This window comes from Streptomyces griseorubiginosus, assembly GCF_036345115.1.
GTDB classification, from domain to species: domain Bacteria; phylum Actinomycetota; class Actinomycetes; order Streptomycetales; family Streptomycetaceae; genus Streptomyces; species Streptomyces griseorubiginosus_C.
In genome coordinates this window covers 9213768-9237945 of record NZ_CP107766.1, presented here as the reverse complement: position 1 = coordinate 9237945, position 24178 = coordinate 9213768, and the positions used below count along the sequence as shown (strand labels likewise).

Genomic DNA, 24178 nt, shown 5'->3' with positions numbered 1-24178 from the left:
GTGCCTCACTCTGTGCTCCGACCCCACGTCCCGCTCACTCAGTTCCAGTTCAGATGGACGACGGCCACATCGTCGGCCAGGCCACCGCGGGCCTCGGCCAGGCTCTCGGCCTTCTCGATCAGCCGGTCGACGAACGCCTCCGGGTTCAGGTCCGCTCCCTCCCGGGCGAGGGCCAACAGGCCTTCCTCACCCAGGCGTTCGGGGCCACGGCTGACATGACCCTCGAACAGGCCGTCGGTGAAGAGCATCACCGACGACCCCGCCGGGACCGGCAGTTCCGCGGTCGGCCAGCGCGCGCCGCCGGGGACCATGCCGAGGGCCGGTCCGCCGGGCACCTCCACCCACTCGACGTCCGCTCCGGTCCGTTGCAGCAGACCGTGGTGTCCGGCCCGTACGACATGTGCCCGCTGCTCCCCCGGCACCGCGGCCAGGCTCACGAGGGTGGCGAAGACCTCGTCACGGGCACGTTCGGCCATCAGCAGTTCCTCGAGGCGGGCCATCTGCTCCGCGCCGGTGATCCCGCTGAGGACGAGGGTGCGCCAGGCGATCCGCAGGGCGACCCCGAGGGCCGCCTCGTCCGGGCCGTGCCCGGAGACGTCCCCGATGAGCGCGTGGAGGGTGCCGTCGGCAGCCTGGACGATGTCGTAGAAGTCGCCGCCGAGGAGGGTCTGCGCGCGGCCGGGCCGGTAGCGTGCCACCACCCGGACGCCCTCGGCGCGCAGCAGCGGGCGGGGCAGCAGTCCGCGTTCCAGGCGGGCGTTCTCCTGAGCCTGGATCGCACCGGCCTGGAGGGCCACGGCGGCCTGTTCGGTCTGCTTGCGCTGGATCGCGTAGCGCACCGCGCGCCCGAACAGTTCGGGCTCCACCCGCCCCTTGACCAGGTAGTCCTGTGCGCCGGCCGCGACGGCGGCGAGGCCGGTCTGCTCCTCGGCGAGCCCGGTGAGGACCACGATCGCCACCTGCTCGGCCAGCCCCTTGACGCGGTCGACCGCTTCCAGCCCCTGGGCGTCCGGCAGGTGCAGGTCGAGCAGGACGCAGTCGGGGGTCTCGGTGGCGAGCACCTCGGCAGCCTCGGTCATCGAGCGCACCCAGCGCAGGTCCATCTTCATGGTGCCGTCGACGACGAGCTCCTCCACGAGCAACGCGTCGCCGGGATCGTCCTCCACGAGCAGCACCGACGGCTCCCAGAGCTCCCACGCCGTCTCGGCACCGGCTGCCGTCGTCGACACCAACTCGGCAGCCTCAGTCTCCGAGATCACTGTGGTCCCGACCTCCCCAGCCCAAACATGTCGTCTGCCTTCGGACGCCGCCCGGGGCGACTCCGTGGAACGGTCAGAGCGACGATCCGATTCACCGGCCACGCGCGTCCGGCCGCGTGGCCCCCGCGGGGTACCCGTCCCGATGGCACTGACCCCGTGGCCGATCTCACCTCATGGGCACGTCCTCGCCACGGGGTGGGGGGAAGGACAGGCGGTCGGCGTGGGCGCGGCGGGGCACACGGGTGTCCCGTGCGGGGGCCGTGCCTCCCGCGGCGCCGTACGTGTGTCGGCCGTCAGCGACGTCGTCATCGTCCGCCCATCCCGAGGTTGCGGTTGTCCTGGCCGCGTTTACCCCCGATCCGCGTGAGCATGCCCGGGCGTCTCCCGAACTCGACCGTTCTCGGGTTCCGGCGGCCGCCCCTGGTTCCGATCCACGTCGTGGGGAACCGGGTAGGACGTCAGAAAGGAGTCCCCGTGACCACCTACGTCATCACCGTCCCCGGTACGTTCCTGCGTGAGGTCCCCGACCGTGTCTGCTCGGACGTCGGGCGACGGCTGCGGCCCCAGGACCCCAGGAACACCGACCTCGGGGAGAGCGAGGAACTGAGTCTGCTGAGCGTGGAGGACGACGGCGTGTTCGCCGCGCGGGTCGAGGTCGAGGCCCCCGACCGGTCCGAGGCCGAGGCCGAGGCCGTACGGCTGGTCTCCCGGGCACTGCGGGACAGCGGCCTGTCCGAGCGGGACGCGGCGCTCGGCGCGGCGGTCGTGACGGGCATCGACAGCGAGTTCTGAACCGGACCGCGGAGCCGGCCGCGGGGTCCGCGGCCGGCCCCGGGGACGGCCGACGCGGGCGATGGCGGCTACGAGCGCGGGCGATGGGCGGCACGGGGGACGGCTGCACGGGGATGGCTGCACGGGGATGGCGTCGCGAGGCTTCGCGGGTGAGGATGTTCCTTCGCGAAGTGCAGTCCGCCCACCGCGGTGCACGGGCCCTTCCGGTGCTCCCCGCGGCAAGGAGGGACGACTTCGGCCGTCGGCCTGAAGGAGCCTCGGGATGGGTTCACACGCAGCGCCGCACCACCACAGGCGAGTCCTGGTGACGGCCTCGAGCCTCCTGCTCGTGGTCGGCGGCCTGCTGGGCCTCCCCCGGGCATCCGGCGCCCCCGCCGGGACCGACGCCTGCCGCACCACCACCGACCGTCTGCCCCGCGGCGACTGCGGGCCGTTCTGGCAGGTGCTCGCCGAGGACTTCAACGGCGACCGGGTGCCGCTGGGCTCCTTCAGCGACTGCGAGCACCACGTCGACACGTCCGCGGCCTACTGCGGCGGCCTGAAGGGGAAGTACCGCGACAACTGGTGGGCGTATCCGACGGGTTGGCCCGACACCGCCCGCAGCCGGAGCCGGGAGGTGGTGGGGGTCTACCATCCGGAGGACACCGTGAGCGTCGGTCCCGCGGCGAACGGCGACGGCAGGATGTCCGTGCGGATGTGGCGGCCGGCCGACGGAGGCCCCGTCCATGCCGCCGCGCTGGTGCCGCGGGCGGTGATGCAGATGAAGTACGGCAAGTTCAGCGCGCGCATCAAGGTCACCAAGCCGGCTCCGGGGTACAAGTCCGCCTGGCTGCACTACGGCGGGGGCTGCGAGATGGACCATCCCGAAGGTGAGTGGAACGGTTCCCTCAGCTCCTTCCACCACCCGTGCGGTGGCGGTGAGCAGGGCTACTTCCCCGGCAGTGACGACTGGACGCAATGGCACACCGTGTCCACCGAGTGGACGCCGGGCCACGTCCGTTTCTTCGTCGACGGCCGGCTGACGGGCCATGACACCCGCGGGGTACCGGCCCGGCCGCTGTCCTGGGTCCTCCAGAACGAGAGCGCGCTGGAGGGTCCGGGGGCGGCGCCGGGGAGCAGCGCACAGCTCGACATCACGTGGGTGGCGGCGTACGCGTACGGCTGGAAGTGACGGCCGTTCGGAGCGACGGGGTGATGAGTTCGTCGGCGACCCACCCGGCCACGTGGGCGGGGTAGGGCGTCGGCAGGCCGAGGACGATGTGGGTGAAGCCCGCGGTGAGGGCTTCGGTGATCGCGTCGCGCGCGTGGGCGGGGTCGTCGTAGGAGACCGCGAGGTGGATCGAGCGGGTGATCTCCGCGGGGTCGCGGCCGATCTCTTCGCAGTAGCGGTCCAGCAGGGCGCTGCGGCGGGCGGCGTCCTCGATGTCGCCGCCGGGGATGTTCCACAGGTCGGCGTGGCGGGCGGTGGTGCGCAGCGTCGAGGAGGCGCGGCCGCCGATGAGGACCGGGGGGTGGGGGCGCTGGACCGGCTTGGGGTTGCCGAAGGCTCCGGTGAGGTGGTGGTAGGTGCCGTGGGCGTCGAAGGGTTTGTCCTCGGTCCACAGGCGCTTGATCAGCGTGCAGGCTTCGTCGAGGCTGCCCACCGCGTGCGCCGAGTCGTGGAAGGGGAGGCCGTGGGCCTCGTACTCACGCCTCGCGAGGGGGTGGTCGGGGCGGGAGCCGACGCCTATGCCGAAGTCCAGTCGGCCGTCGGAGACGATGTCGACGGTCGTCGCGATCTTCGCCAGCAGGGCGGGCGGCCGGAAGCGGTTGCTGGACACCATGACCCCGAGCCGTAGGCGCCGGGTCTGTGCGGCCAGCGCCGACAGGAGCGTCCAGCCTTCGTAGGCCGGTCCGTCGGGGTCGCCGCCGATCGGCATGAGGTGGTCGAAGAGCCAGGCGTGCTCGATGGCGGGGATCGTGTCCGCCTCGCGCCAGACACGGAGGATGTCCTGGTAGCCGGTCTGCATGGGGGCGGTCATGATGCCGAAGCTGGGCGGGGGGTGGTGGGGCATGGGGTGGGAAGCCTTTCCTGTAAGTCGGCGGCTGTGTGAGGTGTGGGGCGAGCCCACCGCGTGCGGCGGGATGCGGGTCGTGAGTCGGGGGTCATGGGTTCGCGCCTGCTCGGCACGACGCTTGGACCACCTGCTTGCGCGGTGTGGCTCTTGAGCCGCCTTCCTGCGCTGTGCGGCCCTTGAGCCGCTGTCCTGCGCGGCGTGGTCTCCTTGAGCCGCCGTCCTGCGCGGGCGGGCCATCGGCCACCGTGATGCGCGGCGCGGGCACGCGCGGCGCGGGCCGGGAGCCGTCTTTGTGCACGTCCGCACCCGCGGCGCTCGGCCCCGACTCCCCCGCCCTCCTCGTCACCCTTCCTACGCGGCAGTGGTCAGCGGCGGCGCAGGCTCGCGTCGAGGAGGGACGGCGGGGTGTCGAACTTCTCCTCCGGGGCCAGGTCGGTGCCGGGGGTGACGATCTCGTCGATGGCGTCGAGTACGTCGGCGGTCAGGACCGTGTCCGCGGCGGCGAGTTGGGAGTGCAGGTGATCGAGTGTGCGCGGGCCGATGAGGGCGCTGGTCACGCCGGGGTGCGCGGTCACGAAGCCGAGGGCGAGCTGGATCAGTGAGAGTCCGGCCTCCTCGGCGAGTGTCGCCAGCCGCTCCACGGCGGCGAGTCGCGTCCGGTTGGCCGGGACCGCGGTGTCGAAGCGCTCGGGCAGGAACCCCGAGCGGTGGGTGCTGATGTCCCGGCCCTCGCGGATCGCGCCGGACAGCCAGCCCGAGGCCAGCGGGCTCCACGCCAGCACGCCGAGGCCGTACTCCTGGGTGACGGGCAGGACATGGGTCTCGATGCCCCGCTGGAGGATGGAGTAGCTGGGCTGTTCGGTGACGTAGCGGCTCAGGTGGTGCTCGCGGGCCGCCCACTGGGCCTGCACGATGCGGTGGGCGGGGAAGGTCGAGGAGCCGAAGTAGCGGATCTTTCCCGCGCGTTGGAGGTCGGTCAGGGCCGACAACGTCTCCTCGTCGCCGGTCCTCGGGTCCCAGCGGTGGATCTGGTACAGGTCGACGTGGTCGACGCCCAGGCGGCGCAGGCTCGCCTCCAGCTCCCTGACCAGCCAGCGGCGCGAACTGCCCTGGTGGTTGCGCTCCTCGCCCATCGGCATGCCCGCCTTGGTGGCAAGGACGACATCGTCACGGCGGCCCGCGATGGCCTTGCCGACCATCTCCTCCGACTCGCCGTCGCCGTACATGTCGGCGGTGTCGATGACGTTGACGCCGGCCTCGAGCGCGGCGTCGACGATCCCGGTGGCCTCCTCCTGCGTGGTGCGGCCGATCCGGCCGAAGTTCATCGCGCCGAGCGCGAGGGAGCTGACCTGTACGCCGGTGCGGCCCAGGGGCCGGTACTGCATGAGCGTGATCCTCCGAGGGAGCGGGAGCCCAAAGGGCATGGCTTGGTCGCGAGAGTCCCGCTCTGCCATCATGGGCAAACGGAACCTCGTTCCGGAACGATACGGAACGGCGTTCCGTTTTTGCAAGCGACGGAGGAAGCAGCACGGTGAACGACAGCTCGGGGCGCGAGGCCCCGCGCCGGAAGGACGCCCGGCGCAACAAGGAGGCCCTGCTGGACGCGGCGGCCGCGGTGTTCGTCGCCAAGGGCGTCGAGGCGCCGGTGCGCGACATCGCCGCCGAGGCCGGTGTCGGACTGGGCACGATCTACCGGCACTTCCCCAACCGCGCGGACCTGATCATCGCCGTCTACCGGCACCAGGTCGACGCCTGCGCCGAGGCCGGCCCGGCTCTGCTCGCGAGCAGCCCGACCGCGCACGAGGCGCTGGAGCGGTGGATCAACCTGTTCGTCGACTTCCTGGTGACCAAGCACGGCCTTGCGGGCGTGTTGCAGTCCGACAACGCGGGGTTCGACGCGCTCCACACGTACTTCCTCGACCGCTTGGTGCCCGTCTGCACCCAGCTGCTCGACGCGGCGGCCGAGGCCGGGGAGATCCGCTCGGGTGTGCAGGCGTACGAGTTGATGCGCGGCGTCGGCAACCTCTGCATCGGCGCGGACAGCGACCCGCGCTACGACCCGCGGCGGCTGATCGGGATCCTCGTCGCCGGGCTCAGGGTGTGAGCGGGCCCACCGGGAAACATGCGGAGGCGGTGGCGTCGGCCGCGTGGCCGTGCCCCCGCCTCCTCCGTCGGCCCGTTCTCAGGCGGCGGTGCCCGTGACCGCCGTGCCGGACCTGGTCAGCGTGTAGGTCAGGATCGCCCCGCTCCAGAAGTGGAAGGTGAGGGTCACGGTGGCGTTGTCGGTGACCTCGTCGAAGAACGCCTTCGGCAACGTGATCGTGCCCGCGGTGTGGTCCGGCGTGAAGGCCACGTTGAACTGCTTGTACGTCGTCCAGGACTGCGGACCTGCGGCGGTGCCGTCGGCGTATACGGCCTCCATGGTCGCCAGCTTGTCGCCGTTGAACGCGGTGGGGATGACCAGGGAGGTCGTCGTGCCGGTCGCGCTCGTCAGCACCGGCTTGTCATAGGTGATGACATTGACGGCCCAGGGGACACCGTTCGTGAACCGGAGGGAGAGGACGGCGTTCGTGCCGTACTCCTGCGACGCGGTCAGCCGGCCGAGCGTCGCCGCCGCGATCGTCAGCGTGCTGCCGCTGACGGTGTAGTCCGCGCCCCGGATCAGGGGGCGGCCACCGGCGTCGATCCTCTTCAGCCTGGTGCCGTTGAGGTTCAGGGTGATCGTCGCGTCCGTCGCGGTCTTGCCCTTGGGCACGAAGAGCTGGTCGGTGGACGCGGTACCGGAGCGCTCGGTCCAGCTCGAACGTATCTGGGCGTACTGGCTCGGGTCGTTCCACTGCATGGTGCGGCGGTTGAAGCGGCTGCCGTTGTCCCACAGCATCGTGGTCAGGCCCCGGTATCGCGCGTAATAGCCGAGATGTTCCAGGTACTTGAGCGTCTCGCCCTCTTCGACCGTGCCGGGGCCGGAGTCCCAGCCGAGCAGCCCGTACTCGCCCACGACGACCGGGATCCCCTTGGCCACGAAGGATCTGTGCAGCAGGTCGAACGTGTCGGTCAGGTCCTGCTGGGTGGCCGCGTTGAAGGTCGTGTAGCCGGCGAGGTTCACGCTGAAGGGCCAGAAGCTGTAGTAGTGGATCGAGGCCACGAGGTTCGGGTCGTCGAGCGCGGCGAAGGTGGCGAGCAGGGTGTCGATCTTGGGCTGGTCCGGGGTGTCCCCCAGGGTCGGCATGACCAGCAGCCGGTCGGCGTTGCGTCCGCCGCTCGCGCGCACGACGGAGTGGAAGGTCGTGTTGAGCTCGTCGATCAGGACGGCGTTCTGCGCGTCGCCGGAACTGCCGTTGAAGAAGGGCTCGTTGATGCTCTCGAAGAGCAGCCGGCGCGGCTCGTCCCGGAAAGCGGCCGCGATCTGCCGCCAGGTGGCCGTGTACTGGGCCAGGACCTCGTCGTGCCGGGTCGGCATGTCCGGCACCCACTGCCACGCGTCGCCGTGCATGTTGATCAGGACGTAGAAGCCGTCGGCCAGGGCCCAGTCGACCACCTCCTTGAGCCTGGCCAGGAACACCGGGTCGAGGGTGTAGGCCGGAGCCGGGCCCTCGTGCTGGCCCCAGGTGACCGGGATCCGGATGCTCTTGAAGCCCTGCGCCTTCAGTCTGCGCAGGAACGCCCGGGTCACCCGCGGGTTCCCCCACGCGGTCTCGTCGGCGCCGATGGCCTCGAAGGTGTTGCCCAGATTCCAGCCGGGCTGCATGGCGGCCACCACGTCCAGCGCGGACGCCGACGTGGCGGAGCCGGTGGACCGGGCGGCGGCCTGGGCGGCCGTCGGGACGGACAGCGCCGTGACGGCGAGGGCCGCGGAGGTCGTCATGACCTGGCGGCGAGTGAGACCGGCTGAACTCGGCATAGAACTCTCCATTGAGTCGAAGGGCTTCCGCCACGTCGGCGTCATCGTCGAAAGCGTCGTCGAATGCGTTATCGTCGAAGCGCTTCGACATGCGGCGGGAGCCTAGCGCAACCGGCTGACGTAGTGAACGGGCTGTTCCGCATGGGAGTTCAAAAGCTCGCGCGTCGAAGCGCTTCCCTCATGCCGATGGCTTTGCCTGGGTCCTGGACGACGGGCCGCTCTAGGGAACCTCCGGCAGCACCGCCCGCGCCGCCGCCCGGTGTTCCCTCGCCGCGGCGGGGTCCGTTTCGGTGAGGAGCGTTGCCAGACCCTCGTGGGCCTGGGCCTCGGCGGGGCGGTTGCCGAGCCGCTGGGCGAGGGTCAGGGCCTGGCGGTGGAGGTGCAGGGCCTGCTCGGGCAGGCCTGCCAGACGGCAGGTCTCGGCATAGGGGTTCAGGAAGTGGATCTTCCAGTGCTCCTCGAAGAGTTCGTCCAGCAACGAGAACGCCTGCTCGTGGGCGGCCAGCGCCTCGTCGTAGCGGCCCATCCGCCGCAGGGCCACGCCGAGGCAGTTCAGGCACCAGGCCTCGTTGTGCCGGTGGCCGTCCTCGCGGGCGAGCGCGAGCGCCCGGGTCAGGTGCTCGGTGGCCTCGTCGGGCTCCTCGTCCGCGACGGCCACGCCGAGGGTGATCAGGGCCGTCAGGGTGGGCGGCCACGCCCCGTCGGCGTGCGGGACCTCCAGCGCCGTGCGGGCGAGCTGCGCGGCCTCCTCGCGGTGCCCCAGCTGGAGCAGCGCCCAGGCCTCGTACGCGGTCGCGTGGGCCGTGCCCATGGGGCAGTCGGCGTCCGCGTACAGCTTTCCCGCCAGCCGGAAGAGGCCGAGGGGCTCTTCGACGTATCCCTCGTCCCATCTCAAGTAGCCGCGCCGCATGGTCAGTTCGGCCTCGACGCGAAGGTCAGCGGACTCCGACACCAACGAGGCGGCCGTCTCGTACGCGGCCGCCGCTTCCGCCATCCGGCCCGCGTTGTAGCGGGCGAAGCCCAAGTCGCTGTGGGCCTCGGCCAGTTGCAGGGGCTCGCCCAGTCGTCGCGCGGCGGCCAGGGACCGTTCGAAGAGGCCGTTGAGCATCGTGGTGCCGCAGCGCCGGGCGAAGTACGCCCGCATGAAGCGCGGCAGTTCGCACAGGTGCCGGTCGGCGCCCGCGCTCTCCGCCGCCTCGAACGCGGCCAGCAGGTTGAGGTACTCCGTGCCGAACCAGATCAGGGCGGCGATCTTGTGGTCGAACCGCGGTACTTCGGCCGCGGGGCCGCCCACCGAGGCGGCGCGGCTCAGGCCCGGGAACGGCATCGCGGCGTCCGCGGCGGCGGCCGCGTGCACGTAGTAGTCGAGGACCCGGGTGAGCGCCCGGTCCCGTTCCGTCGCGGAGTCCTGCTCGAGGGTGGTCCGGCGGGCGTGCTGGTGGACCAGATCGTGGAGCCGGTAACGGCCGGCCGCCGGCTGCTGGACGAGGTGCGCGTCCAGGAGGTCCTCCAGCATGGCCCGCGCGTCGCGCAGTGGCACATCGGCCAGCGCGGCCGCCACGTACTCGTCGAACGACGACCCGGGCAGCAGGCCGAGCAGACGGAACAGCCGGGCCTTCGCACGGTCCAACTGCCGTACGGACATGGCGAACGCGGTGTCGAACTCGCTCGCCCCCTCCGCCATCCGCTCGACGAGGATGCCCACCGTCCAGCCCGGCCGGTGCCGCAGCCGGGCCCCGGTCAGCCGCAGGGCCAGCGGCAGCCGACCGCACAGCCGGAGCACCTTGGCCGTGTTCTCGGGGTCACGGGCGAGACGCCCCTCGGGGTCGTCGGCCTCGCCGCCGGCGCGGGCGAGGAGTTCGGCGCTCTCCTGCTCGGTGAGGACGTCGAGGGAGACCGGTGGGACCTCGTCCAGGCCCAGCAGCCGGTTGCGGCTGGTGATCAGGGCGACGGAAGGACCGGCTCCGGGCAGCAGCGGGCGGACCTGCTCGGCGTCGGCCGCGTTGTCGAGGACCACGACGGCCCGCCGGTGGGCGAGTTCGGAGCGCCAGCAGGCGGCGAGCTCCTCGACGCCGCCTTCCTGGGGGACCTTCTCGGAGGGCACGTCGAGCGCGGCGAGCAGGGTCCGCAGTGCGCGGTCGGGGTCGAGCGGTGCGCGGCCCGCGGTGAAGCCGTGCAGGTCGAGGTAGAGCTGGGCGTCCGGGTAGTCGGCGATGAGCCGGTGGGCGGCGTGCACCGCCAGGCAGGTCTTGCCGACGCCCGCCATGCCGTCGACGGCGATCACCCGGCTGTCGGCGATCCCGTCCAGCACCGCCCTCAGCTGGGCCTCGCGGCCGGTGAAGTCGGGCACGTCCCGCGGGAGGTCGTTGCGGGGCGGCCGCGGCACCCCGGCGGGCGGCGCCGGGGGCGGGACCTGGCGGCTGGTCTTCGGCGGCGCCGGAAGGGGGTTGGAGGCCCGCTCCCACAGGGGGCGCAGCGGGCGGGGGTCGCGCTGGACCAGGCGGCACAGGGCGATCACCGCGGGCCAGGGCGGGACGGTTCGGCCGCTGAGGTAGCGGGACAGCGACGACGAACTGAGTCCTGCGTCCCGTGCGAGGGCCCGTACGCCTCGCTTGGACAGCTCCTGGAGCATCCGCAACCGCGCGGCCAGCTCCTCCTTCGGATCGTGGCCCGCTGTTCTGTCGTGCTCCACCACTGTTGTCCCCCGCCCCCTGTCCCGCCCCGGCAGTAGTTGTCCGGGCCGGATCGTGCCTGTTCAACGCCGTTGCGGCTGTCCCACGGTGTCCCACGGCCGTCGTCCTGACAACCCCTTTCGGCTGAGATGGAATCACGCCCCGCAGGGACGGGGCACAGTCCGACGAAGGAGAGCAGTCAGATGCAGTCCCGTATGCAGAACCCCGCCGTCGTCCTGTCCGACGCGATGCAGCCCATCCAGCAGCTCATGAAGACCGTGCACAGCGCCGGCGTGGACGGGCAGACGTTGGAGCTGGTGCATCTGCGGGTCAGCCAGATCAACGGATGCAGCGCCTGTGTCGACGGCGGCGCCAAGACCGCCCGTAAGGCCGGGGTGAGCGACGAGCGGCTCGCCACGGTGGCCGCGTGGCGGGAGGCCCCCTACTTCACCGAGGAGGAGCGGGCGGCGCTCGCGCTGGCCGAGGCGGCGACCCGGCTGGCCGACCGTCCCGACGCGGTGAGCGACGAGATCTGGGACACCGCCGCCACCTACTTCGACGAGAAGCAGCTGGCCGCGATCGTGCTGATGGTCGGTGTGACCAACCTGTTCAACCGGCTCAACGCCACGACCCGGCAGATCGCCGGCGCGTGGGGCTGACCGGCGCGACCCGCCGTCCCACGTGGGGCCGACCGCCGCGATACGGGGTCCCGCGTGGGGCCGACCGGCGCGACCCGCCGCCCATCGTGGGGCTGACCGGCGCGATGCGCCGTCCCGCGTGAGGATGTCCCTGAGCCCTGTCCCCGCCCCGTCGCCCTGCCCGCCCCTCCCCACCACCTGACCACGCCCTGACCGTCCGAGGCCGGAAGGAACCGTCATGACCAGCACGCGGAAGACCACGAAGAGGACCGAGACGTTCACCGACGAGGAGCGCGCCGCGATGAAGGAGCGCGCCCAGGAGCTCAAGACGTCGGCGCGCCGCAGCTCCCGGGCCGACAAGGCGGCGGAGGAAGAGGCCGCCGTGGTCGCGAAGATCGCCGAGATGCAGGACTCGGACCGGGTCATGGCCGAGCGGATCCACGCCGTGGTCAAGGCGAGCGCGCCGGACCTGGCGCCGAAGCTCTGGTACGGGATGCCGGCGTACGCCAAGGACGGCAAGGTCGTCTGTTTCTTCCAGAGCGCGCAGAAGTTCAACGCGCGGTACGCGACCTTCGGCTTCAACGACAAGGCGAACCTCGACGAGGGCACGATGTGGCCGACCGCCTTCGCGCTCACGAAGCTCACCGCGGCGGACGAGGCGCGGATCGGTGAACTGGTGAAGAGGGCGGCGGGCTGAGGAGCACGAGCGGGAAGAGGGGTCGACAGATGCACAAGCCGATGAACAGCCCACGTCTCGAAGGGCTGTTCATCGGCCTGTGCACCTTGGACGTCGTTCAGCTCGTGGACCATGTGCCGGGGTCCAACGAGAAACTGACGGCCCGTGAGCAGGTGGTGGCCGCGGGCGGACCGGCGGCGAACGCGGCCGTGACCTTCGCCCACCTGGGCGGTTCGGCTCGGCTGCTCACCGGGATCGGGTCCCATCCGCTGGGAGTCGTGATCGCGGCGGATCTGGGCCGACTGGGCGTGGACGTGTCCGACCTGGCGGCCGGCTCGGTCGAGCCGCCGGCCGTGTCGTCCGTTCTGGTCACCGCGTCCAGCGGGGACCGTGCCGTCGCGTCGACCAACGCGAGCGGTGCCAGGCTCGCCCCGCCCGCCGACCTCCACGCGCTGGTGGCGGCCTGCGACATCGTCGAGTTCGACGGCCATCACATGGAGCTGGCGACGGCCGCCGCCCGTGCGGCGCGGGCCGCCGGCCGTCGGACCGTTCTCGACGGGGGCAGTTGGAAGCCCGGCACGGAGGAACTGCTGTCCTCGATCGACGTGGCCGTGTGCTCGGCGGATTTCCGGCCTCCCGGCACGGACGGCCCCCAGGACACCCTGCGTTTTCTGCGCGAGCACGGGGTCGCCTGGACGGCGGTCAGCCGCGGCGGGCGGCCGATCGTATGGGCGGGCCCCGACGGCGGCGGCACCGTGGACGTGCCCGCCGTCCGGGTCGCGGACACGCTCGGCGCGGGTGACGTTCTCCACGGGGCACTCGCCCATCACCTCGCCGCGCAGGGGGAGTTGACCCCAAGAGGGTTCGTCGACGCCTTGCGCGGTGCGGCCGTGGCGGCCTCGCGGGCCTGCTCCTCGTTCGGCACCCGGGCCTGGATGCAGAGCCGGTGATACACATCGGATCTATCCCACTCCATTGACGACCAGCAGCCTCAACTCTAAGTTGCCATGCGGGATAGCTCCGATGATTCCTGACACAGAGCCGAGCTGAGCCTGTCTGGAGGCACCATGTCCTCGCCCGCCGCCCCCGATTCGTCCAGACGCACCGTCCTCGCCACCGGCACCGCCGTCAGCGGCGCACTGCTGACCTCGGGCCTGACCGCGCAGACGGCAGCGGCCGAGCCCACCGAAGCCGGCGAAGCCACCGCGGCCGAGCCGGCCCGCGACCCCTGGCACACCGTGCTCGACGACGCCGACCTGGTCTGGCAGCGGATGCCGACGGCCTGGTACGAGGGCCCGTTCCTCGGCAACGGCTTCCTCGGCTCCGGAATCTACGCCGAGCCGGGAGCGCCCTCCACCGCCGTCCGCTTCAACGTCCAGCACTCCGAAGTACAGGACCACCGGCCGGAGTTCGGCTCTCTCTTCGGCCTCGCCCGACTGCCGATCGGCCACTTCACGCTGGAGCCCGTGGGCGCGATCACCGGTCTCGACTGGCGACTGTCGCTGCGCGACGCCGAGTTGACCGGCACACTCACCACCGAGAAGGGCACGCTCCGACTGCGTGCCCTGGTGCACAACGACCGCTCGGTGCTCGCCGTCGAGGTGACGCCGAGCGAGGGCGAGCGCGGCTTCCGCTGGGTCTTCCACCCCGCGGAGGCGATCAGCCCGCGCGCCGCCTTCAAGCCTCTCCCGGACGGCTACCGGGGCAACCCGCCCGCCCAGGTCGCCGACCACGACGGCATCACCGCCGCCGTGCAGCCGCTGCTGTCCGGCGGACAGCACGTGACCGCGTGGCGCGAGCGAAGCAGAGGCCGGACACGGACCCTGTACGCGCATGTCGCGCACTCGTACCCGAAGACGACAGCGCTCGGCCAGGCCCTCAAAACGGTACGCGCCGCCGCCCAACACCCTTACTCGGCACTGGCCTTGGACCACCGCGTCTGGTGGCACGCCTACTACCGCAAGAGCTTCCTGTCCGTCCCCGACGCCCGCATCCAGCGCTTCTACTGGATCCAGCTGTACAAGACCGCGGCCGCCGCCCGCCGCGACGCCCCCGTGATGGCGACCAGCGGGCCCTGGCTGGAGCCGACCCCCTGGCCCAACACCTGGTGGAACCTCAACGCACAGCTGGAGTACTGGCTCATCCACGGCTCCAACCATCTCGAACTGGACGCCATCACCCGGGCGTTGAGCGAGTTCCGGGACAATCTCGCGCAGGAGACGCCGACGCCGTACCGCGCCGACTCGCTCGGCATCCCGCGCACCACCGACCCCCAGCTGGTCAATGGCGCGATCAGCCCCCTCATGGGCTACGGCGTCGGCATCCCCGGGCAGGACCCGCCGACTCCCGAAGTCGGCAATCTGACCTGGGCGTTGCACAACGTCTGGCTGAGCTACCGGCACACGATGGACGAGTCGATCCTCCGCGACGTCCTGTTCCCACTGCTGCGCAAGGCGATCAACTACTACCTGCACTTCCTGGAGCCCGGACCGGACGGCAGGCTGCATCTGCCCGCGACCTTCTCACCGGAGTACGGCGGCGACTCGCGCGACTGCAACTACGACCTGATGCTCCTGACCTGGGGGTGCCGGACCCTCGTCGAGTCCGCCGAACTCCTGGGCATCGACGACAAGTCGGCTCCCCGCTGGCGGGACGTCCTCGCCAGACTCACGCCGTACCCGGTCGACGGCAACGGCTTCATGATCGGCGCGGACATCCCCTTCGCCAAGTCGCACCGCCACTACTCGCATCTGCTCGCGGTGTATCCGCTGTACGAGGTGACCGGCCGCACACCCGAGGAACGCGCCCTGATCGAGCGGTCGTTGGCGCACTGGGTGGGCTTCGAGGGGGCTCTCCAGGGCTATACGTTCACCGGTGCCGCGTCCATGTCGGCGCTGCTCGGCAAGGGCGAGGACGCGCTGAACTATCTCGGCGAGCTGATGACCCGCTTCATCCAACCGAACACCATGTACCAGGAGTCGGGCCCGGTCATCGAGACCCCCCTGTCGGCGGCCCAGTCGCTGCACGACATGGTGTGTCAGTCGTGGGGCGGTGTCATCAGGGTGTTCCCCGCGTTGCCCGCCGCCTGGCAGGACCTGACCGTGCACCGCTTCCGCACCCAGGGCGCCTTCCTTCTCAGCGCGGTCCGCCGGGGCGGCATCACCCGCTGGGTGCGGCTGGTCAGCGAGGCGGGCGCCCCCTGCGTCGTACGGCACGGGATCGCGGGCCCGATCGAGGTGCGGGACGGGCACGGCCGTCCCCTGCGCCACGAGGACGCGGGTGACGGGGCCGTGCGTATCGCGCTGCGGAAGGGCGAGTCGGCGCTCGTCACCGCCAGGGGGGACCGGCCCGACCTGAGCGTTGCGCCCGTGCGTCCGAACGCGGACGCACCGCGCTGGGGGCTGCCCCGCGCCTGAGTTGAGCCCTCACGACCTGCGGCCGCGGACGTTCCAGCCGCTGCCGACGCCTGCCAGGTGGAGGGCGAGCACCATCAGGCCGAGCAGCATGATGTTCGTCGAGGTGAAGGTGTCGTTCGTCGAGATGTCCGCGGCGTTGATCAGAAAGGAGATGAAGAACAGGACCGCGGAGATGATGGCGAGCATGTTGCCCATCCCTTCGAATGTCTAGGTCATGACGTTCAGATGTCTGAGGTCATGGCGTTGCGTACCCCCCGATTGCCCCCAACTCCGCTGGGCATGCCGGGAAATGAGCGATGTTCGACCCATCGGACATCGTTCGGAACCTCTTGACGTGCCCATGGGGCGCGATTGACACTCTCGCAACACGACGTCACACAGCCGAAACGGCAGGGTGCCCTCGGTCGAGGCCCCGCCATGCCTCTCGGCCGGGGCCCCGCCATGCCTCAGCAGGGAAACCCCACATGACGTACTTCGCACGTCCGCGCGTCCGCGCGAGACGCCGGGCGGGCCGCCTCACCGGCCTGACCGCGGCGGCACTGTTCCTGGGCCTGGTCGCCCCCACGGTCCCCGCCCGGGCGGCGGACCCCGTGGATGTCACCGACGGTCTGGCCCTCTGGTACAAGATGGACGGCGCCTCCGGCAGCACCGTCCCGGACGCCTCCGGCCACAGCCGTGACGGCACCGTGAACGGCACGGCCGACTGGTCGGACCCGGGGCAGGGGCTCGCCTTCAACGGCTCCGACACCTACGTCAAGGTGCCCGACGACGTCATGAAGGGCATGGCCTCGATCACCGTCTCCACGGACGTGCTGATCGACCCGGCGCAGAGCGCGCCGTACTTCGTCTACGGCTTCGGCAACTCCAGCGGCAGCAACGGCGACGGGTACCTGTTCGCCACCGGCAACTCCCTGCGCACCGCGATCGCGAGCGGCAACTGGTCGACCGAGCAGAACACCAGGCCCGGCGACTCGCACAACCTGGCCCGCGGGGTGTGGAAGCAGCTCACCTACACCCAGACCGGTACCACCGGCATCCTCTACGAGGACGGCGTCGAGGTCGGCCGCAACACCTCGGTCACCATCACGCCCGGCTCCATCGGCTCCGGCACCACCAAGGCCAACTACATAGGCAAGTCCCTCTACTCGGGCGACAAGCTCTTCAAGGGCCGTATCCGGGACTTCCGCGTCTACGACCGCGCCCTCGCCCCCGCCGAGGTCGACGAGCTGACCCGGCCGATCGCCGCGGAGGGCGTCGCCGCCGACAAGGCCGCGCTGACCCTCGGTGACACCGGCGCGGTCACTGCCGACCTCGTCCTGCCGAAGTCCGGCGCGGCGGGCGGGTCGACGATCACCTGGGCCAGCGACAACCCCGGCGTGGTGTCCGACGCGGGCAAGGTGACCCGTCCCGCCGCCGGAGAGCCCGACGGCCACGCCACGCTCACGGCGACCCTGAGGAAGGGTTCCGCGACCGACTCCAAGACCTTCGACGTCACGGTCCTGCCGGACTTCGACGACCGGACGGCCACTGACAAGGCCACCGAGAACCTCACCGTCCACAACGTCGACGACGTGCGGGGCAACCTCACCCTCCCGTCCAAGGGCGACTACGGCACGGCCGTCTCCTGGTCCTCCGGCGACCAAGCGGTCATCGGGGACGACGGCGTGGTCCACCGCCCCGCGCACGGCGACGGCCCGAGAAGCGTCGAACTGACCGCCACCGTCACCAAGGGCGCGGCGAAGGCGACCCGCACGTTCACCGCGAAGGTCCGCGAACTCCCGGCGGAGGAAGCCCTCAAGGGCTACATGTTCAGCTACTTCACCGGCGAGGGCACCTCGGACGGCGAGCAGCTCTACGCCGCGCTCAGCAAGGGCGACGACCCGCTCAAATGGCGGGAGTTGAACGACGGCAAGCCGGTGCTGACCTCCACGCTCGGCGAGAAGGGCCTGCGCGACCCGTTCATCATCCGCTCCCCCGAGGGCGACAAGTTCTACCAGATCGCCACCGACCTCAGGATCTACGGCAACGGCGACTGGGACGCCTCCCAGCGCACCGGCAGCAAGTCCATCATGGTCTGGGAGTCCACCGACCTGGTGCACTGGACGAACCAGCGGCTGGTCAAGGTCTCCCCCGACAGCGCGGGCAACACCTGGGCGCCGGAGGCGTTCTACGACGCGAAGCTCGGCGAGTACGTGGTCTTCTGGGCGTCGAAGCTGTACGACAACGACGCGCACTCGGGCGACATGTACAACCGCATGATGTACGCGACCACCCGCGACTTCTACACCTTCAGCGAGCCCAGGGTCTGGGTCGACCGCGGCTACTCGGTCATCGACTCCACGATGATCCAGCACGACGGCACCTACTACCGGCTGTCGAAGGACGAGCGGAACAACACCTCCTCCACGCCCAACAGCAAGTTCATCTTCGAGGAGAAGAGCGACTCGATCCTCGGTTCGTGGACCGCGGTCGCGGAGGGCATAGGCAAGGGCGCGATGAGCGCCGCCGAGGGGCCGTTGGTCTTCAAGTCGAACACCGAGGACAAGTGGTACGCCTTCCTCGACGAGTTCGGCGGCCGCGGCTACCTCCCCTTCGAGACGACCGACCTCGACTCCGGCAAGTGGACCCCGGTGGCCGACTACGACCTGCCGGCCAGGCCCCGCCACGGCACCGTCCTGCCGGTCACCCAGGCCGAGTACGACCGGCTGCTGCGGTCCTACCAGCCGGACCAGCTCGTGCAGAGCGTCGAGGGCATCGAGGTGAAGACCCGGATCGGTCAGGCACCGGTCCTGCCGGCCACGGTGATCGCCACCTACGCGGACGGCGTCAAGCGTCCCGTCGCCGTCACCTGGGAGGACGTTCCTGCGTCCGAGTACGCGCAGGCCGGCACCTTCACGGTCACCGGCAGCCTGCCGGACGGCGCCGCGATCCCGGTCCGGGCCGAGGTCACGGTGTCCGAGGAAGGCCCCGACGTACCGGCCGACCTGCTGCTGCACTACGGCTTCGACGAGACGTCCGGAAACATCGCGACCGACTCCAGCGGTCACGGCTACCACGGCACCTACGTCGGTACGCCCGCCTTCGGCACCGGCGTCGAGGACGGCTCCTTCAAGATGTCGGGAGACGCGACGGGGTCGCCGTACGTGAAGATCCCGAACGGCGTGCTGAAGGACGCCGGCAGCGTGACCGTGTCGACGTACGCCAAGTGGAAGGGCGGCAGCAGCTTCCAGTGGCTGTTCGGGCTCGGTCCCGACAGCGACAAGTACCTGTTCGCCACGCCCTCCAACGGCGGCAACAGCCTCTACTCGGCGATCACCAAGGCGAGTTGGTCGGCGGAGTCGAAGCTGACGGCCGGCTCGCAGCTCACCCCGGGCGAGTGGCGGCACGTCACCGTCACCCTCGACGGGTCGACCGGCGCGCTGGTCCTCTATGTCGACGGCGTCGAGGCGGCCCGTACGACGACCACCATCAAGCCGTCCGAACTGTACGACGCGCACAAGGACTACAGCGGCTACATCGGCAGGTCCCTGTACGCGGGCGACCCGTCCTTCGGCGGTGAGGTCGACGACTTCCGCGTCTACGACCGAGCCCTGACCGCCGCCGAGGTCATGGAGCTCAGCGGCAACACCGCGGGCATAGCGAAGGCCACGCACCCGGCGCTCAAGGTCGACGCCATCGTGGACAACGCCGACAGCAAGGTCACGCTGCCGATGAAGGAGGGCACCGATCTCACCGCGCTGGCACCGGAGTTCACCCTCGCCCACGGGGCGGCGATCAGCCCCGCCTCCGGCAGCGTGCAGGACTTCAGCAAGCCGGTGACCTACGAGGTGACCGGGTCCGACGGCAGGAAGCGCACCTGGACGGTCTCGGCGGTCGTCATGAAGAGCCCGGTGCTGCCCGGTCTCAACGCCGACCCGAACATCGTGCGGTTCGGCGACACCTTCTACCTCTACCCGACCACCGACGGCTTCGAGGGCTGGAACGGCACGCAGTTCAAGGCCTACTCCTCCACCGACCTGGTCCACTGGAAGGACCACGGCGTCATCCTCGACCTCGGCCCGGACGTCTCCTGGGCGGACAGCAGGGCCTGGGCTCCGACGATCGCCGAGAAGGACGGGAAGTACTACTTCTACTTCTGCGCCGACGCCAACATCGGTGTCGCCGTCTCCGACTCGCCGACCGGTCCGTTCAAGGACGCCCTGGGTCAACCGCTGCTGAAGGCGGGCCAGTTCAGCGGCCAGATGATCGACCCGGCCGTGTTCACGGACGACGACGGGCAGTCGTACCTCTACTGGGGCAACGGGCACGCCTACGTGGCGCCGCTGAACGCCGACATGACGTCCCTCGACCTCACGAAGATGAAGGACATCACGCCCAGCGGCTACAACGAGGGCACGTTCGTCGTCAAGCGGGGCGGCACCTACTACTTCATGTGGTCGGAGAACGACACCCGCGACGAGAACTACCGCGTCGCCTACGCCACCGGCCCCTCCCCCACCGGCCCCTGGACCAAGCGGGGCGTGATCCTGGAGAAGGACCTCTCGCTCGGCATCAAGGGACCCGGCCACCACTCGGTCGTCCAGGTGCCGAACACGGACGACTGGTACATCGCCTACCACCGGTTCGCGATCCCCGGTGGTGACGGCACACATCGGGAAACGACCGTCGACAAGCTGGAGTTCGACGCGGACGGCCTGATCAAGAAGGTCGTGCCCACGCTGACGAGCATCGACCCGGTGAGCGTCGTGCACGCCGGTGCGGACGGCAGCGGGAAGGAGGGCGAGGCGATCGCGCTGCACGGCACCCTCTCCGGGGCGGGCAGCCCGAAGTGGACCGTCGAGGCGGGTGCGCCCTGCACCTTCTCCGACCCCGATTCCGCCCGGACGAGCGTCGCTTGCACCGACAACGGCACCTTCACGGTCACGCTGACCGGTGGTCGCAGCCACGACACGGCCACCGTGAAGGTCGCCAACGCGGCGCCCGTCATCACCTCCGCGGCGGGTCCGCAACCGGTGCCGGTCGGCAAGCGCGCGGTCGTCACGGCCGGGTTCACCGACGCGGGTGCGAGCGACACCCACACCTGCACCGTCGACTGGAAGGACGGCGGCCCACCGCAGCCCGGCACGGTCACCGCGACCGGGTGCAGGGCCGAGCACCTGTACACCCGGGCGGGCATCCGCCGCCCGGTGGTCACGGTCACCGACGACGACGGAGCCTCGGACAGCAGGACGCTCCCGGAGCTGATCGTGTACGACCGCTCCGCCGGTCCGGCGCTCGGTGCCGGTGTCATCGGCTCCCCGGCCGGCGCCTACCCGGCCGGACCGGACCTGACGGGCAAGGCCGCCTTCTCCTTCGCGGCGGCCTACCTTCCGGGCCCCGTGACACCGGTGGGCGAGGTGTCCTTCGACTTCGGCCCGGCCAGGCTGAAGTTCCGCTCGACGGGCTCCGACTGGCTGGTCGTCACCGGCTCCCAGGCCGTCTACCAGGGCTCCGGCACGGTCAACGGCAGGAGCGGGTACGGCTTCCGGGTCACCGCCACCGACGCCCCGGACACCTTCCGCCTCCGCATCTGGGGGAAGGCGGGCGGTGAGGTCGTCTACGACAACCTGACCGGCGCGAAGGTCAGCGGCCTGGTCGCCGTCGGCAGCGGCCGGCGGTAGTCCCCCTCCACGGAGCCCCGTCGACAGCGCGCCCTGTCGACGGGGCTCCGCTGGTGCAGGGGTTCAGGGACCTGACCCATTAACCTCTGCGCAACCTCTTTCGCCCAGCACAGCGTCGTGGCATGCTCACCGCTCAACGCACTCATGAACATCGTTCACATCCATGAAAAAGCATGGGAAGGGCGATCCACATGAACGAGTTCAATGTCATGGGCATGACCAGGCGATCACTGCTGGGCAGCGCCGCAGCCGTGGCCCTGACCGCCGGGACCGCGTCCGCAGCCCGACCGACGCCCCTGTGGCGGGAGTACAGCCGCACCCCCTGCACCCACCCGCAGATCCCCTACGTCGGACGAGCCGGCTGCCACGCCGGGGCGGAACGCTTCCCCCGCAGGCGAGTCGTCGCCGACGTCCGCGACTTCGGCGCCGTGGCGGACGGTTCCACCGACTCCGCTCCCGCGATCAACCGTGCCATCGCCGCTGCCGGGAGGGCCGGCGGTGGCACGGTCACCATCCCGCCGGGCACGTTCCGTATCGACGACGTCATCCGCGTGGACCGCTCGAACGTGATCCTCAAGGGCGCCGGCAGCGGCCGTACGACGTTGTACGCGACGAAGAACCTCACCGAGCTCATCGGCACCTACGGCTCGCGCTACGGCGGGGACAAGTCGTCCTGGTCATGGGCCGGAGGTCTGATCTGGCTGGCGCCCAGGGCCCGTTGGGAGTCCCTCGTCACGGCGATCCGGGCCAGGGCGTGGCCCTTCGAGGGCTGGACGGGCAACCGGCGCGACGAGTGGCGGACGCTCACGACCATCGCTCCGGCCCGCCAGGGCGCCTGGAGGGTGCGGGTCGCCGACGCCTCCGCGCTACGTCCGGGCGCCCTGGTCCTGCTGCGGCTCGCGGACGACGGCGACCACACCCTCCTGGAGCACATGTGCGGCGGCGGGCCGGGGCCCGAGGCCTACTTCTGGGACGACAAGACGAAGCTGACGTCGTACGTCCCCTACGAGTGGCCCGTCCGCATCACCCGCGTGCACGGCCGCGAGCTCACCCTCGAACGCCCCCTGCCGCTCGACCTGCGTCCGGAGTGGCAGCCGCAACTGACCACGCACGTCCCCGAGTTGACCGGGGCGGGAGTCGAGGGGCTGACCCTGGAGGCGGTCGAGACCCCGCAGCAGCCGCATCTGCTGGACAAGGGGCACAACGGCGTCGTGCTCCAGTGCGCGTACGACTGCTGGGTCGACGACGTGACGGTCCGTCATGTCGACAACGGATTCGGTCTGGTGGCCGCCTCCGCGTGCACCCTGCGCCGCACGCGGGTGGCGGGCCGCGGCTCCCATCACCCCTACTTCTGCCGTGAAGGTTCGCACGACAACCTCGTCGAGGACTTCACGATCGAGGAACGCACCAGCCCGGCGCCCGCGGGCACCCAGCTGCACGGCATCAACGTCGAGGGGTTGTCGTCGTACAACGTCTGGTCGCGCGGCGACATGCGGATGGGCACCTTCGACAGCCATCGCGGCCTGCCCTTCGCCAATGTGCGCACCGACATCACCCTCAACAACAACGGCCGCCACGGCGGGGACGCCAGCGCGGGGCCCTTGTTCGGCGCCCGGTTCACCCACTGGAACGTCCGGGTCACCAACGGCCGCGCGGGGCTGGTGAAGATCGACGGTCTGGCGCCGTACTCGGCGACGGTCGGCATCGACGAGGTCACGGAGTTCGACCAGATCGACGTGCCCGACCTCGCGGGCGATCTGCACACGCGCCTTGAGCTGTACGGCAGCCCGGGGGCGGTGCGGCCGCGGAACCTCTACGAGGCCCAACGCGGGCTCAAGGGGGTGGTCCGGTGAGCGCGCGCTCCCGGTGGTTCGTGCTCCTGACGGCCCTTGCCGCCTTCACGTCCGGCCTGACGACTCCTGTCGCGGCACAGACCACGGTCCCGGACACCGCGGTCCTTGACGGCGCCCGTCTCCAGCACACCAAGAAGCGCCTGGGTGATCCGCAACTGCGCGCGGCGGTCCGGGCGTTGACGACGCGCGCCGACAAGTGGCTGGGCCAGGGCCCCTGGACGGTGGTCGACAAGCCCCGGCCCGCCCCCGGCGGCGATGTCCACGACTACCTCAGCCAGGCACCGTACTGGTGGCCGTCGCAGTCCCCGACCTCCGACAACCCGTGGGGCTGCCCCTATGTGCAGCGCGACGGCGAGCGCAATCCCGAGGTCGACTCCGGCACCGACCGCCAGGACGTCGAGAAGACCTTCGACTCCGCCTACGACCTGTCCCTCGCCTGGTACTACACCGGCAGGAAGCAGTACGCCGAGAAGGCCGCGCAGGTGCTGCGCACCTGGTTCCTCGATCCGGCCACGCGGATGAACCCCCACCTGGAGCACGCCCAGTTCATCCCCTGCAAGTACGACGGCCGCGCCATCGGCATCATCGACTTCTCGCAGTCCTACACCAGCGTGATCGACGCCATCGCCCTCCTGAACACCGGTGCACCGGGGTGGAGCCGTAAGGACCGCACCGGCATGGCGCGGTGGAACAGCGACTTCCTCGGCTGGCTCAAGGACAGCGACTTCGGCAGACAGGAGGGCGCCGCCGCCAACAACCACGGCACCTTCTACGACCTGCTGCTCGCCGGCCTCGCCTACGCGACCGGCGACAGGGCACTGGCCCGCCGGACGGTGCTGGACGCCCGAAGCAGACGCATCGCACCGCAGATCGCGGCGGACGGCAGCCAGCCCCAGGAGCTGACCCGCACCCGGAGCTGGCACTACTCGACCTTCGACCTGGTCGCCTACACCCGGCTCGCGGCCATCGGCCGACACGTCGGCGTCGATCTGTGGGCCTATCAGGGCCCGGAAGGGCAGAGCCTGTTCGGGGCGGTGGACTATCTGCTGCCCGCGGCGACCGGGGACGCCCCCTGGCCGCATCCGGAGCTGGAGTTCCTCCGGTACGCGGCCACCGACGTGGTGCACGCGGCCGCCGACGCGGGTGACGCACGGGCCCGCACGGCTGTTCCGCGACTGGAGGCACCGCCCGGCGGCGACCTGTGGGCCCTGCGCCCGGCGGCGGAGCAGCTGGACTCCATCGCGGGGTGAGCAG

The 24178-nt window shown here is 70.8% G+C and carries 16 protein-coding genes; 10 read left to right on the top strand and 6 right to left on the bottom strand.

Annotated features, from left to right (window positions below):
- Positions 1–38: 38 nt before the first annotated feature.
- A complete protein-coding gene (locus OHN19_RS41575) occupies positions 39–1232 on the bottom strand; it encodes a PP2C family protein-serine/threonine phosphatase (RefSeq protein ID WP_419249590.1) in 1194 nt (397 codons plus the stop codon).
- Between the two features lie 501 nt (positions 1233–1733).
- On the opposite strand from OHN19_RS41575, the gene OHN19_RS41570 reads away from it, so the two are divergent.
- Both OHN19_RS41570 and OHN19_RS41565 read left to right on the top strand, forming a co-directional pair.
- Positions 1734–2051 (top strand): hypothetical protein, encoded by a 318-nt coding sequence (locus OHN19_RS41570; protein ID WP_330269185.1) that lies wholly within the window; start codon positions 1734–1736, stop codon positions 2049–2051.
- A gap of 262 nt (positions 2052–2313) precedes the next feature.
- The gene (locus OHN19_RS41565; RefSeq protein WP_330269184.1) at positions 2314–3222 is read left to right on the top strand and encodes a glycoside hydrolase family 16 protein; all 909 of its coding nucleotides are present in this window, start codon (positions 2314–2316) and stop codon (positions 3220–3222) included.
- Here the strand turns inward: OHN19_RS41565 and OHN19_RS41560 are convergent.
- Both OHN19_RS41560 and OHN19_RS41555 read right to left on the bottom strand, forming a co-directional pair.
- The gene (locus tag OHN19_RS41560; protein WP_330269183.1) at positions 3185–4105 is read right to left on the bottom strand and encodes an LLM class flavin-dependent oxidoreductase; all 921 of its coding nucleotides are present in this window, start codon (positions 4103–4105) and stop codon (positions 3185–3187) included. The two genes, OHN19_RS41565 and OHN19_RS41560, sit on opposite strands and share 38 nt — an antisense overlap.
- Before the next feature lie 368 nt (positions 4106–4473).
- Positions 4474–5493, bottom strand: a complete 1020-nt coding sequence (locus OHN19_RS41555) for an aldo/keto reductase (RefSeq protein ID WP_330269182.1) — start codon at positions 5491–5493, stop codon at positions 4474–4476.
- A 146-nt stretch (positions 5494–5639) separates the two neighbouring features.
- On the opposite strand from OHN19_RS41555, the gene OHN19_RS41550 reads away from it, so the two are divergent.
- Positions 5640–6212: a TetR/AcrR family transcriptional regulator gene (locus tag OHN19_RS41550; RefSeq protein WP_330269181.1), complete on the top strand. Its 573-nt coding sequence runs from the start codon at positions 5640–5642 to the stop codon at positions 6210–6212.
- Positions 6213–6290: 78 nt separating this feature from the next.
- On the opposite strand, the gene OHN19_RS41545 is transcribed toward OHN19_RS41550, so the two are convergent.
- On the bottom strand, positions 6291–8009 hold the full coding sequence (locus OHN19_RS41545) for a cellulase family glycosylhydrolase (protein ID WP_330269180.1): 1719 nt from the start codon (positions 8007–8009) through the stop codon (positions 6291–6293).
- A gap of 220 nt (positions 8010–8229) precedes the next feature.
- Positions 8230–10701 (bottom strand): ATP-binding protein, encoded by a 2472-nt coding sequence (locus tag OHN19_RS41540; protein ID WP_330269179.1) that lies wholly within the window; start codon positions 10699–10701, stop codon positions 8230–8232.
- Positions 10702–10884: 183 nt separating this feature from the next.
- Between OHN19_RS41540 and OHN19_RS41535 the strand changes: the two genes are divergently transcribed.
- The 4 genes from OHN19_RS41535 to OHN19_RS41520 all read left to right on the top strand — a co-directional run bounded on the left by OHN19_RS41535 (position 10885) and on the right by OHN19_RS41520 (position 15411).
- Positions 10885–11340, top strand: coding sequence for a carboxymuconolactone decarboxylase family protein (locus OHN19_RS41535; RefSeq protein WP_330269178.1), 456 nt, complete (start codon positions 10885–10887; stop codon positions 11338–11340).
- Between the two features lie 217 nt (positions 11341–11557).
- Positions 11558–12016 (top strand): iron chaperone, encoded by a 459-nt coding sequence (locus OHN19_RS41530; protein WP_123758556.1) that lies wholly within the window; start codon positions 11558–11560, stop codon positions 12014–12016.
- 41 nt (positions 12017–12057) lie between these two features.
- A complete protein-coding gene (locus tag OHN19_RS41525) occupies positions 12058–12945 on the top strand; it encodes a PfkB family carbohydrate kinase (protein ID WP_330269177.1) in 888 nt (295 codons plus the stop codon).
- 117 nt (positions 12946–13062) lie between these two features.
- Positions 13063–15411 carry a glycosyl hydrolase family 95 catalytic domain-containing protein gene (locus tag OHN19_RS41520; protein WP_330269176.1) on the top strand — a complete coding sequence of 783 codons (2349 nt, stop codon included), beginning with the start codon at positions 13063–13065 and terminating at the stop codon, positions 15409–15411.
- A 9-nt stretch (positions 15412–15420) separates the two neighbouring features.
- Here the strand turns inward: OHN19_RS41520 and OHN19_RS41515 are convergent, their stop codons facing one another.
- A complete protein-coding gene (locus tag OHN19_RS41515; RefSeq protein WP_123758558.1) occupies positions 15421–15606 on the bottom strand; it encodes a hypothetical protein in 186 nt (61 codons plus the stop codon).
- 269 nt (positions 15607–15875) lie between these two features.
- On the opposite strand from OHN19_RS41515, the gene OHN19_RS41510 reads away from it, so the two are divergent.
- The 3 genes from OHN19_RS41510 (at position 15876) to OHN19_RS41500 (ending at position 24174) form a co-directional block, all read left to right on the top strand.
- Positions 15876–21071: a family 43 glycosylhydrolase gene (locus OHN19_RS41510; protein ID WP_330269175.1), complete on the top strand. Its 5196-nt coding sequence runs from the start codon at positions 15876–15878 to the stop codon at positions 21069–21071.
- A 209-nt stretch (positions 21072–21280) separates the two neighbouring features.
- Positions 21281–22924 carry a glycosyl hydrolase family 28-related protein gene (locus OHN19_RS41505; RefSeq protein ID WP_330269835.1) on the top strand — a complete coding sequence of 548 codons (1644 nt, stop codon included), beginning with the start codon at positions 21281–21283 and terminating at the stop codon, positions 22922–22924.
- Complete coding sequence (locus OHN19_RS41500) at positions 22921–24174, top strand: alginate lyase family protein (protein ID WP_330269174.1); 1254 nt, start codon at positions 22921–22923, stop codon at positions 24172–24174. Before OHN19_RS41505 ends, OHN19_RS41500 begins: the two co-directional genes overlap by 4 nt.
- The last annotated feature ends 4 nt before the right edge of the window (positions 24175–24178 follow it).

Bases quoted from the DNA above. Each gene is read 5' to 3' on its own strand.
- OHN19_RS41520 (WP_330269176.1), top strand. From the start codon at position 13,063: ATGTCCTCGCCCGCCGCCCCCGATTCGTCCAGACGCACCGTCCTCGCC.
- OHN19_RS41535 (WP_330269178.1), top strand. From the start codon at position 10,885: ATGCAGTCCCGTATGCAGAACCCCGCCGTCGTCCTGTCCGACGCGATG.
- OHN19_RS41530 (WP_123758556.1), top strand. From the start codon at position 11,558: ATGACCAGCACGCGGAAGACCACGAAGAGGACCGAGACGTTCACCGAC.
- OHN19_RS41565 (WP_330269184.1), top strand. From the start codon at position 2,314: ATGGGTTCACACGCAGCGCCGCACCACCACAGGCGAGTCCTGGTGACG.
- OHN19_RS41510 (WP_330269175.1), top strand. From the start codon at position 15,876: ATGACGTACTTCGCACGTCCGCGCGTCCGCGCGAGACGCCGGGCGGGC.
- OHN19_RS41525 (WP_330269177.1), top strand. From the start codon at position 12,058: ATGAACAGCCCACGTCTCGAAGGGCTGTTCATCGGCCTGTGCACCTTG.
- OHN19_RS41515 (WP_123758558.1), bottom strand. From the start codon at position 15,606: ATGGGCAACATGCTCGCCATCATCTCCGCGGTCCTGTTCTTCATCTCC.
- OHN19_RS41545 (WP_330269180.1), bottom strand. From the start codon at position 8,009: ATGCCGAGTTCAGCCGGTCTCACTCGCCGCCAGGTCATGACGACCTCC.
- OHN19_RS41560 (WP_330269183.1), bottom strand. From the start codon at position 4,105: ATGCCCCACCACCCCCCGCCCAGCTTCGGCATCATGACCGCCCCCATG.
- OHN19_RS41555 (WP_330269182.1), bottom strand. From the start codon at position 5,493: ATGCAGTACCGGCCCCTGGGCCGCACCGGCGTACAGGTCAGCTCCCTC.
- OHN19_RS41505 (WP_330269835.1), top strand. From the start codon at position 21,281: ATGGGCATGACCAGGCGATCACTGCTGGGCAGCGCCGCAGCCGTGGCC.